This is a genomic window from Rhodanobacter sp. 7MK24 (genome assembly GCF_014842995.1).
In the GTDB taxonomy this organism is placed as follows: Bacteria; Pseudomonadota; Gammaproteobacteria; order Xanthomonadales; family Rhodanobacteraceae; genus Rhodanobacter_A.
Window position 1 is genome coordinate 20,631 of sequence record NZ_JACYXL010000003.1, and the last position, 12,810, is coordinate 33,440.

Below are 12,810 nucleotides of genomic sequence, written 5' to 3' on the forward strand. Positions count from 1 at the left end.
CTCAAGCTCCCTTGGTATTCGCACCGGCCGCTTCGCCGGTGCCGAGCAGACCGAGGGCGCGTGCGATGAATTCCGTGCGACGGGCCGCGAAATGTTCGGCCACCAACGCTGCCATCAGATTGATCGCGGCCACCGTGGCGCAGGCGGTGATGTGTTCCGGGGGCGGCACCGGCGTTTCCTGCGCCGCCGGCGCGAGGCTGCCGCCCGACCAGCCGGCGGCCGCGGCCAGCCATGCGCCCAGCGACTTGTAGCCGCCGGAGTTGGCGAACTCGAACGCGGCGCGGCGGTTGCTTTCGGTGGGCTCGCGCACCCATTTTTCCGCCAGCGAGGCGCCCGCCTTGTCCTCCAGTTCCAGCGGCTGGTCGCGTGCGCACTGACACAGCCACGCCACCGCATAGCGCTTGGGCAGCAGCCGCGCCAGCAGCTTCAGCGCATCCGGCATCGCACCAACGTCCAACAGGGACTGCACCGCCGCCTGCGGCGTCATTTCCGGGCGCAAATGCACCATGGCCTCAGGCGACAGACCCATCTGCATCGACGCTTGCATGATCGCTGACATGGCTCCCCCTTAGCCGATCATCGTGATGGCACCACCCAGCTTCGCCATGGCATCGGCGGTCAGCTGCAGCATCGCCCCCTTCACCGTGGTCATCGCACTTCCCTCCACGTCCATCATCGCGTCCGAGTGCACCTTCACGCTGGCGCCGGAGCCGATGTCTACCGAGGCCTGCCCCGCCATCTTCACCGTGGCATTGCCGGTGATCGTGATGTTGACGCCCTTGATCTCGACGTCGCCCGAGCTTTTCAACGTGATGCTGGAAGCGCCGCAGACGAGGTCGATCTCGGTACCCGCGGTAAGCGAGAACTTCTTGCCGATGTTGGAGGTACCGTTGCCGGTGACGCTAAGGCTGTCGTCGTTCTGCACCGTGACGCTGCGGTTGTGCTTGACCGTCTCGGTCTGGTCGTTGTCGACCGTGAGCGTCTGGTTGTTCTTGACCTCGGTGGTCTGGTCGTTCTTGATGGTGATCGTCTCGTCGTGATCGATGGTGACCACGTGGTCGTTCTCCACCTCTTCGTGCATGTCCTTCTGCGCATGCATGAAGAAGTCTTCGCTGCCCTTCTTGTCCTCGAAGCGCAGTTCGTTGGCGTCGTCGGCGCCGCCGAGCAGGCTGCGGCTCTTGATGCCGCTCTGGGTCTTGTTGTCAGGCAGGCCGTAAGGCACGGTGTTGGCAGCGTTGTAGACGCTGCCGATGATCAGCGGGCGATCCGGATCGCCTTCCAGGAAGCTCACCACCACTTCCTGGCCCACGCGCGGCAGGCTCACTGCGCCCCAGCCCTTGCCGGCCCAGGGCGACGCCACGCGTACCGGGCACGAAACCTGCGCTTTCGGCTTGTCCGGCATGTTCCAGTGGAAATTCACCTGCACGCGCCCGTATTTGTCGACGGCGATGTCCTCGTCCGTGTCGCTGCCGGCGACAATCGCGGTTTGCAGGCCGTCGATCCTCGGCTTGGGCGTGCGGTGCTCCGTGCGGAACGGCACGCTGCTCGGCAGCGCCTGGAACTGGCAGCTGAATTCGAGATGGCTGCCGCTGCCCGAGGCATACCCGCCGCCGCGCAAATAGCTGTGCGTGCTTACCAGCAGGTATTCCTGGTCGAAGTCGTTGCGCGGATTGCCGCTCAGCGTGAACAGGTTGCCGATGCACGCGGCGCAGGACGAGGTCGAACCGTGATAGCGCGAGCGAGCGGCGGTGAGCGCCTCGGCACGCATGCTGGCGTAATGCTGGCCCAGGCTTGCATCCCCGTGTGTACCGGGAAAGTCGAACGCACTGTGGGTGGGCGAGGGGTTGTTGCCCGAGCTGGTCTGCGTGGAGAGCAGCGAAGCCTTGGGCGTCAACGGATTGTAGTCGGTCAGCTTGACGGTGGCGGAGTCCACGCCGCGCACGGCGCCGAACTCGGTGATGGTCGCCTCGCTGCTCAATACGTCGTCGGCACCGGGGGCAAACGGCACCTTCTTGAAGGTGCTCGCTGCGGAATGCGCGCCCACGCCGTCGGCAAGCACCATGGTGTGCTTGTCCTCCTCGTGGGTGAAGTAATAGTAGATGCCCTCTTGCTCCATCAGGCGCTGGATGAAGCTCAGGCAATCCTCGCGGTACTGCACGCAATAGTCGCGCTTGGCGTAGTTGCCGGTGAGGCTGAGCTTGATGTCGGAGTAGCCGGACTCCTGCGCCAGCTGCTTCACGATGTCCGGCACGGCCATGTCGGTGAAGATGCGGCAATCCACGATCTGCCCCAGCAGCCAGGGCGTGGGCACCAGGGTCACTGCGTACTGCGCGTACACCAGCGACTGCACCTTGGCGACGCCTATCTGCGACGCCTCGCAGACGATGCCGTTGAAATAGCGTTTGAAGCCGTTGCCCAACGCCAGCGTCACGGTCATCGGCGAGCCCAGCAGCGCGGTCAGGTCGATGCCGGTGTCCTGGCTCTCGAACTGCACATCGAACCGGAACAGCTCACCCAGTTCCTCGTTTGCGCTCATGCCGACGAACTGCAGGTCCTGGCACTTGCTGGAAGTGAGTGTGATGGGCTCGGTCATGCGACTGCGCTCCCGCAGGATGGTGATGGTCGACCCAGCCTGCATCGCGCACGCTTCGCCCACGGATCAGGCATCGCCCGAACGCCAGGCGGCGAAATCGCGCTACCGGCTCGGTGCGGCGAGTCGCAGGCAAGCAGGTGGATGGCTGGACGGGCTACGGGTGGCATGGGCTCTCCTTCCCCTGTAATGCGCAATCAGGCGACATTTCAGGTCATGCGTCGCGACCATTCCTTGCGACTCGATCCATGCATTTGATTTTCTTTGACTTCCGGCGTGGTGGGGGCGCATGCGCCCCCAGGCAGCCCCGCTCTCAATCCATGCCTTTCGCCATGCCCACTGGACGGCACCGCCGATCCAGTTGCACCTGCTCGCGGCCGATCACGAAGCGGCCATGCACGAAGCGGGTCGGTCCGTTGAAGTCGCCGCTGTGCCACAGCACGCGGCAGTTCCCCGTATCCACGGCATACAGGCGGTTGTTGCTGCCCGAATAAGTGGGCACGTACAGGATGCCGTCGCCGAGCATCACGGGCTGCTCGACGATGGCCACCTCGTCGTCGACCACGCAGGCCGGCGCGCTCCCTTGTGCAATCCGCAAGGGACCCTGCCATGCCGTTGGATGCAAGGCATCATCGGCCTCGCCGAACGACACCGATACGCCGTGCAGCTTGCCGATGCCGCCGACGATGGGCAGGGGCGCCAGGTCGCAAGCCCAGGCAACGACCGGGAGCCAAGCCAGGACAATGGCCAGCAGGCAGCGGGAAGCTCGCATCAGTGGCTCTCGGGCACGGGTTTCGCGTAGTAGAGGACCTTGGGCAGGTCGCGGTGGTTCCATGACCAGTTTATGCCGGTCTTCTCCTTCCCCACACCACCGAAACGCCCCCAATAGCCCACGGGATAGGGGCTGCCCGGATCGGTCGGGATGATCACCGCGACGTGCCCGTGCCCTGCTGCCTTGAGACCTGCCACCACGAAGAAGCCTCGATTGGCGTAGCTGATCGCCAGCTTGGGATCGCTCCCAAGATCGACCCAGCCATTGGCCTTGACTCCCATCGTGTCGACCATCGCGTTGGCGGTGCCCGACAGTTCAAGGCCGAGATCGTCGGCCACCGCATGGGCAAATCCGCTGCAGTCGTTTTTCCAGCGGGGCCACTCCTTCTTCGATGCCGTTTCGACGGCGGATTCGGGCGCAGGCTTCATGGCGCTTCCGTACCGCCGCGCCGCGCCAGCACCACCCAGCTGCGTACTGGTTGGCCGAATTCCTTGCGCAAGCTGTCTTCGCTGATGCGGATGTCGCCGAAGCCGGCTCGCTGAAGCGCATGCAACGCATGGCCTCGCGTATGGCGATAGCGTCCGCTGGAGGAGAGCACGGCTTGGTCGCCATCGCCCTCTTCCACTTCCAGCGAGAAAGCCAGCCAGCCGTCCGGTCGCAGGGCATCATGCGCCGCCGCGGCCATCGGACCCAGGTCGCCGAAATACACCAGAGTGTCGGCCGACAGCACCACATCCCATGCCTGCCGATGCTGTTGCAGGTAGGCGGTGAGTTCGGCCACTTCCAGGTCATCGTAGCCGCCGCGCAGGCGCGCCTTCTTCACCATGCCGCCCGACAGATCCACCCCGACCAGCCGCCGTGCGTGCGGGCGCAACAAGGGTGCGCACAGACCGGTGCCGCAACCGGCATCGAGGATATCCAGCGACGCCCCTGGCACGGGCAACACCGTGGCCAGCGCGGCAGCGAGCACCTCCGGCGCGCGGTAATCCAGGTTCTTCAGCAGCTGCTCGTCGAAACTCTCGGCGAAATTGTCGAACGTGTCGCGCACATAGTCGTCGGGCGCGCGCTCGGGGGCATCGGTGCCGCCGCAGGCCGCCAGCATGTGGCGAGGCACCGGGTTGTCGGGATCGCGTTCCAGCCAGTCGCGGTATACCTGCGCGGCTTCATCACGGCGATCCAGGGTGTAGAGCGACACGCTCAGCGCCTCCAGCGCCTGCACGAAGCGGGGCTCCAGCGCATAGGCCTCGCGGAAACAGCCCACCGACTGTTCGATGTGCTCGATGCCCTGCGCGTTGTTGCGCAGGAACAGGCCCAGCAGGTAGTAGCCCTGCGCGAAGCGCGGCGCCGCCTTCAACAATTTCTCGAAGGCGTCGAAGGCCTCCAGCGGCCGCTGCTGCGCTTCCAGCACCACGGCCAGGTTGCTCAGGGCATGGTGGTGCTGCGGGCTGCACTCCAGCGACTTGCGGTAGCAGGCCTCCGCCTCGCGCAGGCGACCGCATTCCTTGTGGATGTTGCCGAGGTTGTTGTGCGCGTCCGGATGTCTGGGTGTCACCTGCAGCGCCATGCGGATCAACTCCACGCCCTCGTCGCTACGTCCGTTTTGGTGGCACAGCACGCCGAGGTAATGCAGCGCATCGGGCTGCGCCACGCGCAGCTCCAGCACCTCGCGGTACAGCCGCTCGGCCGTGGCGAGATCGTCGGCCTGGTGCGCCTTCATCGCCTGCTGCAATGCGGTGCGCCAAGCCGGCACCGCCGCCGTCGCGACGGAAGGACGGACGAAGCCATTGGTCGGCTTCCTGCTCGCCCGTCTGTTCACGAAATCAATACCGTGAAGCACCCCAGCACGATGGTGCCGCCATGCGCACAGGAGTCGCCCAGCCGCGCAGCCGGCTGGCCACCGATCAACACCGTGGGCGAGCCCACGATGATGCTGTCCGGCGGCCCCACGCAGACGGCCATGTCACCCATCCGCGCCGCCGGCAGGCCGCCGATCAGCACCGTGGGCGCGCCAGGGCCGGAAATCGGGCCGCCGACGTGCGGTACGGGACCGGTGGTCATGGGGCACACGTGCATATCGGTAAGACGGGCGGCTGGTGGCATCGGGGATTCCTCCTCTCCACAAGGCCAATGCGCAATCGCGCGGCGATTCGTGTCACGGCCCTGCGTTGCCGGTGGGCCAGCCGGTGGAAACGGCCCTCAGGACAGGCCCAACTGCTTGATCGCCTTGCTTTTGACGCCGGCAAAGAAACCCTTCTTGACGTGCGTGCCCTTGTCGGACGCCAGCCCTTCCAACTGCAACCGCGAGCTGTTGATGTTCTTGCTGGCGATCTTGAGCAGTGGGTCCATCTGCTTCTTCTTCATCGCCTCCACCCGGTCCATCCAGCCAGGCAGGCCGATGTCGGCGATGAACATGTTGGCCACCGCCGAGGTGTCGGCGCAGGTCAGCAGGTAGCAACCCAGTACCGGGCAGTCATTGAATACGGTGAGGTCCAGCGCGTTGGGCTGGGCCAGGCGCTTGTTGCCAGCGCGCATGTCCTTGATGTCCAGCCCCAGCGAGAACAGCTGCAGGCCAATGCTGGCCAGCGTGTTGGCCACGCCGATACCGGCCGTGGTGGCGGTGCCGAGGTCCGCGAACAGGCCGGCGATCTTGGCGCCGGTGGCGGTGGCCTGCTGCGCCAGCTTCACCGAATGCTGGGCCAGGTCACGCTTGATGATGACCTGGATCGCCTCGGCCGCCGCATACGGATCGCCCTGCGGAAGCCGCGCTTGTAGTCATCGCTCTTGTAGAGGTTGTGGGCGTCGATCACCACCGCTTTGCCCGCCCTGGCCAGCTTCACCGAGCTGGTGACCACGCCGAGGACTGGCGTCACTTCCGCCACCAGCTCGTGCATCGCCTCGCTGCCGATCGCCTCGATCACCTCGTGGAGGTTGTCCACGTCGGCGCACTCGACCATGAAGTTCTGGAACGCCTCCTTCATGCCCGGCAGGCTGACGGCCGTCTTGCTTGCCGCGCCGCCCCCTTGGCCAGTTTGCTGACCCCGGATTTCAACGACTTGCCGGAAGACAGCAGCGACTTGCCAGCCGACAGCATGCTGGTGCTGCCGAACTTGAGTTTGGTGCCGCCGAACATGTTCACCATCAGCTGGCGGCGGGCCTTGGCGAGCTCGCCGAGGGCAGTGAATTCGGCGCGACTGAGAGGAGTGGATGGCATGGTCTTGGTTCCGATTCGTCAACAAGGATTCATGTGGTCAGCTCCGCGATACCAGACAGGTTGCACGGAACTCATGTACGCGGAAGCGTTCCCTACCAGCGGCGGCCTCGCCCCGCATGGATTTAGCGCTCCTCGATCCTTGCATCAGCAGGAAGCAAACCTGACCTCTTTCTCGGGAGTGGTCGCTTCAACAGATACGCCCGCTCCTTATTGCAGCCAATGCCAAGGCCTTGCTGATCTGGCTTCGTCCCACCGCCGTTTCCATGATCCCGTCAGTGCACCTTGCCGTCGACAACACCAACGCGATATGTCCGTCCTTTCTCGTCCTCGATCACCAACACACCATCCTTGGCATCGAGGCGCATGCTCTTGAAGAAAGTGTTCTGCACATCGGCCTCGATGTTAGGGTTGACCGGCGATTCGTAAAGCCGGCTGATCCATAGCCGCTTGCCGGATTCGACATCCGTTGCGACCACGTAGCCACCCAGCGGCAAACCCTCGGCCGACGCGCTCTTGAGCTGTTCGTAACGCACGCCCTTGTGAACCACCGCAGGTACCAGTGGGGCACGCCCACGGCTGGCGGAAACAGTTGGGCGTCCGTCGGATGGGGAATTCATTTTTGGCTCCTTTGACGTCGAAGAAGGTTCTGGATTGACCTGCGCATTACGCGACGGGCCGCTCCATGCGTAACAGGACGCAACTGGAAACGCGCCAACAATGAGCCACGCCAGGGCATACAACAGCCTTTGCGCCAATTTGCTCATCATGGCAGCTTCAAAGCCTCGACTCGTTCGGACTGACTCAGCCCGTTTGCAGCATCCACCACAAAATAGGCCCAGTTTTCGGCATTGAGCACTGCCTTGTTGCCCTTGAACTTACTGTCCTTCGGATTGATGCCCTGCCAGCCGTACGAGTTGTCCTTCGGGTAGTCCTGCGTGTCGAGTTCCGAATGTGTCAATTCATGCACGATGACCCTTGCCCAGTTCGCACGCCCGGACAGCACATTGCCGCCCTTCATAAAAAAGCCTTTCTCTATGTAGACGACTTTCTGCTTGTCCTTCCACGCACCCGAAAACACGAAAGCCTCGGACTCTTCCATGTCATCGCCCCGATAGAAGGGGCAGTCGGTGAATATCAACCGGTTCGACATCAACGTGTTCTCGATTTTCTTCAAGCCTACCGCCAGGTCGGAGGTGATCTTGGCGAGATCGGTCGCCGAGGTATCCTCCGTCTCGAACCAACGCTTGACCAGTTCCGCGCCTTTTCCCTTTCCGCTGAGATGAGCCAGTGCCTTCTGCAGCTGGGCCCGCGCAAGCTGCGCACCGTCCGCAATGTTCTTCTTCTGCGAGGCAGAAAAATAGCCATCCTTGAAGGCGAGTCGGGCCAGCAACGCACGCTCGTCACCGCCGAGTGATGCCAATTCGAGGCTTGGCCAGTCCTTGTATTTCCTCGGCGTATTGACGATCCAGAATCCGCTGGCGCCCTTCTTCGCGAGAAATTCGGTGTGCAGCAGCAACTTCAAGGCCGCGCACGCCGCCGACACATCTGCGCTTCCGGCGAACGATCGCGCCCCACTCTTGCCAGTCGAATAACCGTTCGCCATGGCGAGGATCCGCTCGGCGGCCCCCAGCTTGCTGTCAAACAGCTTCTTGAGCGAAACCCCGAGGTTGATGGCTTTCTGGAACTCCTTCAGGGCGTCGGTTCGGGCATCGTCGAATCCGTCCTCGGACATCAGCGTCTTCAGCCCCTTCACGATCGTATCGGCGTCGCTGCTGAACTTGCCTGTCGTTACCACTTGCCTGGCAATTTTGTATTCACCCGAGAAGTTGTGCGTCATATCAGTCCCCCGAATTCATTTCGCCCCGCACCCGGAACAGTGGACTTCCGTCATCGAACAATGGCCACCTCTTCACTTCTCTCCGGTCATTCCGCCCATTTTCCATGCTCACCGTACTCGAACGGAATCTTGTATCGCGCCTCGATGCGCTTCTTGATGCGCCCCAATTGCAGCCTGACGATTTCGCCGAGCATCTGCGGGCGCAGCGGGTAGTACGGAATGGTGACCAGGCGGCCAAGCAACGCCGGCGGGAAGACCTTCAGCAGCGGATCGCGCAGCGCATTGGCGATGCCTTCGGGTTCCGGCATCAGCTCCGGGTCCTTGCACAGGCCGGCGATCATGCCGGCACCGGCGTTGGCGGAAATAGGGTCAGAGCAAACTTTCGATCAAAGTCATGGCAGACAACAATGAAAGCGTATTCTGACCCCTGTTTTCACGATGGCGCATGTGTGGCAACTTTCAAGACCGCATGCTCTTAAACCGCAGCTGCGATCAGGTTTGGCAAAGCACCAGACCATTCAACCCGATGATTTCCTCGCTCGTCTCCGTATTGACGAAATCGTAGAGGATGATGTTCGGCAGCGAGCACGAATACACCGCGTACCGCTGACGAGCCCGGTCCTCGATGGCAATTGCGTTCGACCAGGCCTTGGTGTTGACCAGAGGTACGTTGTTGTCCAGGCAATACTTGGCGGTGTTGGCGTTGCTCTCGGCCACCATGTTCCGCACTATCTGGAAATTCTTCGACAATTGCTCGCGGGTGTTTTTCTCGATATTGCCACCCGTCGATGTCCAGTACAGGCAGTACAGGTGCGACTTGTCGTCGCCGTGCGTCCGGTGCTTGGCGTGCTGGGTGTAGCTCGCCGTCTGGCCAGCCACGATTTTCTCCAGCTTGTTGGAGTTGGCGAATTCGCCGCACATGCACAGGCCGTCGTTCACTGTCGGCAGCGGTTTCGACTTCTTGTTCTGGTACAGCTTGTGAAAACCGTCGGCCTGCCCCGGAGGGGCCACACGACCGGGGAACTTGGCCGAAGTCAGCTTGGCGCCGTCGACCACGAAGATCATTTTCCCGGCCAGCTCATGCACGAACTTCTGCGCCAGGTTGCCGGCTCCCTTGTAGACGTAGTCGCCGTTCTTCTTCCCGTACAGCGCCGATTTCTCCATCCAGCCCATCAAGGCAGCGAAGACTTCAGTGGAGTTCTTGATGTGCGAGAGTCGGATGATCACGAATTCGGAGGGATTCGAGCGGACGAAACCCTGCAATTCATCCAGGATAGTTTCGAAGGCCTGACCGACACCACCGACGAGGCGCGTGTCCTTGGGGCTGTGATAGGCCTTCAACTGGCCGCCTGACGAAATGATGCGTACATCGAAGAAGCGCGATCCGCGAATCGCCTGGTCGCCAACGCCGACGGTCTGCGTCACCGTCATGCTCTCTCCGCTTCCTATCATGCCCAGAGAGCCATAGGACTCCCTGGCCAGGCCGGCATCGTGGCTGCCCGGCATGATGACGTGGCGCAGCAGAACGTTTTGATAATCCTGCAGGAAATTTCTGGTTGCCATGGTTTGGTGCCTCAAGGAAAACTGACTGAGATTCTCTGGTTGCGGCCTGCGTCAGGCTCAGGCGAAGGCGTAATGGAAGTCTCCTTCCTCCATGCCAACGCGCACGCCCGTGATGGCCCTGCCCTCGATCATCCGGTTGAGGAACTCGCGGCTGATGTCCGGCAACATGGAGTTGGTGAGAATGGCGTCGATCATGCGACCGCCCGACTCGCTCTCCGTGCAGCGGCTGACCACCAGCTTCACCACGTCCTCGCCGTACTCGAACGGGATCTTGTAGCGGGCTTCGATGCGCTTCTTGATGCGGTTGAGCTGCAGCTTCACGATCTCGCCCAGCATCGTTTCGCTGAGCGGGTAGTACGGGATGGTGACCAGGCGGCCGAGCAGCGCCGGCGGGAACACCTTGAGCAGCGGCTCGCGCAACGCCTTGGCGATGCCTTCGGGTTCCGGCATCAGCTCCGGGTCCTTGCACAGCCCGGCGATCATGTCGGTGCCGGCGTTGGTGGTGAGCAGGATCAGGGTGTTCTTGAAGTCGATCCGGCGGCCCTCGCCGTCTTCCATCACGCCCTTGTCGAACACCTGGAAGAAGATCTCGTGCACGTCGGGGTGGGCCTTTTCCACCTCGTCCAGCAGCACCACCGAATACGGCTTGCGGCGCACCGCCTCCGTGAGCACGCCGCCTTCGCCGTAACCCACGTAACCGGGAGGCGCGCCCTTGAGCGTGGAGACGGTGTGCGCCTCCTGGAACTCGCTCATGTTGATGGTGATGACGTTCTGCTCGCCGCCGTACAGCGCCTCGGCCAGCGCCAACGCGGTTTCGGTCTTGCCCACGCCGGAGGTGCCGGCCAGCATGAACACGCCGATCGGCTTGTTGGGGTTGTCCAGCCCAGCACGGCTGGTCTGGATGCGCTTGGCGATCATCTCCATCGCGTGGTCCTGGCCGATCACGCGCTGCCCCATCAGCCTGGCCAGGTTCATGACGGTCTCAAGCTCGCTCTTGACCATGCGGCCGACCGGGATACCGGTCCAGTCGGATACCACTGCTCCCACCGCCACGTAGTCCACGGTGGGCAGGATCAGCGGGCTCTCGCCCTGCAGTTCGGCCAGTTGCGTCTGCAGTCCCTTGAGCTGCTCCAGCGCGCTGGCACGCTCGTCGTCGCTGAGGCCTGCGGGTACTTCAGGAGCGACCTCGGCTTCGGCCTTGGCATTGGCGGCTTCTTCCAACTTGCTGCCGGTGCCTTCCACCGGCGCGACGTCGCCGCGCAGCTTGGCGCGCAGGGCAAGGATCTGCTCGACCAGCACCTTCTCGGCCTGCCAGTCGGCTTCCAGCTTCTCCAGGCGAACCTTCTGCGTGGCCAGCTTCTCGTTGGCGGAGGCCTCGCGCTCGGCCACGTTCACGCCCACGGTCTTCTCGCGGTGGATGATCGCCAACTCGGTTTCCAGCGCCTCGATGCGCTTGCGCGTGTCGTCCACTTCCGGCGGCACCGCGTGCTGGCTCACCGCCACGCGGGCGCAGGCGGTGTCGAGCAGGCTCACCGCCTTGTCGGGCAGCTGGCGCGCGGGGATGTAGCGGTGCGACAGCTTCACCGCCGCCTCCAGCGCCTCGTCGAGGATCTGCACGCGATGGTGCTTTTCCATCGTGCTTGCGACGCCGCGCATCATCAGGATGCCCTTTTCCTCGCTGGGCTCGTCGACCTGTACGGTCTGGAAGCGACGGGTGAGCGCCGGATCCTTCTCGATATGCTTCTTGTATTCGGCGAAAGTGGTGGCGCCAATGGTGCGCAGGGTGCCGCGCGCCAGCGCGGGCTTGAGCAGGTTGGCCGCGTCGCCGGTACCGGCCGCGCCGCCGGCGCCGACCAGGGTGTGGGTTTCGTCGACGAACAGGATGATCGGCTTCGGGCTGGCCTGCACTTCCTCGATCACCGAACGCAGCCGTTGCTCGAACTCGCCCTTCATGCTGGCGCCGGCCTGCAGCAGACCCACGTCCAGCACGCGCAGTTCGACGTCCTTGAGCGATGGCGGCACGTCGCCGCGCACGATGCGCTGGGCGAAGCCTTCCACCACCGCGGTCTTGCCCACACCGGCCTCGCCGACCAGGATCGGGTTGTTCTGCCGGCGCCGCATCAGGATGTCCACCACCTGGCGGATCTCGTCGTCGCGGCCGACGATGGGATCGAGCTTGCCGCTGCGCGCCTGCTCGGTGAGGTCGACCGTGAACTGCCTGAGCGCCTCCTGCTTGCCCATCTGCGCCGGGCTCATCGCACCGCTGGCTTCGCCCGGAGCACCGGCCCCGCCCAGCCTGAAGCCGTCACTGGCGTTCTGGCCGTCCTCGGGCGAGCCGGCCACCACCTCGGCAAACTTCTCCATCAAGGTTTCAGGCTTGATCTTCTCGAATTCCTTGGAGACGTTGAGCAGCGCATTGCGCAGGTGGCGCATGCGCAGCACGCCCACCATCAGGTAACCGGTGCGCACCTGCGCCTCGCCGAACATCAGGGTGGCGAACACCCAGCCGCGCTCGACCGCTTCCTCCACGTCGCCGGAGAGGTCGGAGATGGTGGTGGAACCGCGCGGCAGGCGATCCAGCGCGTCGGTGACGTCGCGCGCCAGGTTCGACGGGTTGAGGTTGAACTGCTTGACGATGCGGTGCAGATCCGAGTCCTGCAATTGCAGGATCTGGTGGATCCAGTGCACCAGCTCCACATACGGGTTGCCGCGCAACTTGCAGAACACGGTGGCGCTCTCGATACCCCGGTACGCCAGCTTGTTGAGCTTGCCGAACAGCGCGCTGCGACTGATTTCTGCCATGAACCTGCCCCTATGGTGGTCCCGATGGACGCGCT

Annotated in this window: 14 protein-coding genes; all 14 read right to left on the minus strand. The window is 63.5% G+C overall.

The genetic code is table 11. The annotated features are described in order from the left end of the window. Position 1: 1 nt before the first annotated feature. Complete coding sequence (locus tag IHE49_RS06610; RefSeq protein ID WP_225578293.1) at positions 2-547, minus strand: hypothetical protein; 546 nt, start codon at positions 545-547, stop codon at positions 2-4. 21 nt (positions 548-568) lie between these two features. Continuing rightward, positions 569-2,593, minus strand: coding sequence for a type VI secretion system tip protein TssI/VgrG (gene tssI, locus IHE49_RS06615; RefSeq protein ID WP_192156140.1), 2,025 nt, complete (start codon positions 2,591-2,593; stop codon positions 569-571). Positions 2,594-2,903: 310 nt separating this feature from the next. Continuing rightward, on the minus strand, positions 2,904-3,362 hold the full coding sequence (locus tag IHE49_RS06620) for a hypothetical protein (protein ID WP_192156142.1): 459 nt from the start codon (positions 3,360-3,362) through the stop codon (positions 2,904-2,906). Then, entirely contained in the window at positions 3,362-3,790 is a 429-nt protein-coding gene (locus IHE49_RS06625; RefSeq protein ID WP_192156144.1) for a hypothetical protein, read from the minus strand. The genes IHE49_RS06620 and IHE49_RS06625 overlap by 1 nt, the downstream gene beginning before the upstream one ends. Then, a complete protein-coding gene (locus IHE49_RS06630; protein WP_192157060.1) occupies positions 3,787-5,079 on the minus strand; it encodes a tetratricopeptide repeat protein in 1,293 nt (430 codons plus the stop codon). The genes IHE49_RS06625 and IHE49_RS06630 overlap by 4 nt, the downstream gene beginning before the upstream one ends. 95 nt (positions 5,080-5,174) lie before the next feature. Continuing rightward, the gene (locus tag IHE49_RS06635; RefSeq protein WP_192156146.1) at positions 5,175-5,462 is read right to left on the minus strand and encodes a PAAR domain-containing protein; all 288 of its coding nucleotides are present in this window, start codon (positions 5,460-5,462) and stop codon (positions 5,175-5,177) included. A 96-nt stretch (positions 5,463-5,558) separates the two neighbouring features. Next, complete coding sequence (locus tag IHE49_RS06640) at positions 5,559-6,047, minus strand: hypothetical protein (protein WP_192156148.1); 489 nt, start codon at positions 6,045-6,047, stop codon at positions 5,559-5,561. Then, a complete protein-coding gene (locus IHE49_RS06645) occupies positions 6,044-6,340 on the minus strand; it encodes a hypothetical protein (protein ID WP_192156150.1) in 297 nt (98 codons plus the stop codon). Before IHE49_RS06645 ends, IHE49_RS06640 begins: the two co-directional genes overlap by 4 nt. Continuing rightward, positions 6,337-6,573, minus strand: coding sequence for a hypothetical protein (locus tag IHE49_RS06650; RefSeq protein WP_192156152.1), 237 nt, complete (start codon positions 6,571-6,573; stop codon positions 6,337-6,339). The genes IHE49_RS06645 and IHE49_RS06650 overlap by 4 nt, the downstream gene beginning before the upstream one ends. Positions 6,574-6,845: 272 nt before the next feature. Continuing rightward, positions 6,846-7,190, minus strand: coding sequence for a hypothetical protein (locus IHE49_RS06655; RefSeq protein ID WP_192156154.1), 345 nt, complete (start codon positions 7,188-7,190; stop codon positions 6,846-6,848). 146 nt (positions 7,191-7,336) lie between these two features. After that, a complete protein-coding gene (locus IHE49_RS06660; protein ID WP_192156156.1) occupies positions 7,337-8,410 on the minus strand; it encodes a M35 family metallo-endopeptidase in 1,074 nt (357 codons plus the stop codon). A gap of 86 nt (positions 8,411-8,496) precedes the next feature. After that, entirely contained in the window at positions 8,497-8,751 is a 255-nt protein-coding gene (locus IHE49_RS06665; RefSeq protein WP_225578250.1) for a hypothetical protein, read from the minus strand. A 151-nt stretch (positions 8,752-8,902) separates the two neighbouring features. Further along, positions 8,903-9,973 (minus strand): hypothetical protein, encoded by a 1,071-nt coding sequence (locus tag IHE49_RS06670; protein WP_192156158.1) that lies wholly within the window; start codon positions 9,971-9,973, stop codon positions 8,903-8,905. A gap of 57 nt (positions 9,974-10,030) precedes the next feature. Then, a complete protein-coding gene (gene tssH, locus IHE49_RS06675) occupies positions 10,031-12,775 on the minus strand; it encodes a type VI secretion system ATPase TssH (protein WP_192156160.1) in 2,745 nt (914 codons plus the stop codon). Between the last annotated feature and the right edge of the window lie 35 nt (positions 12,776-12,810).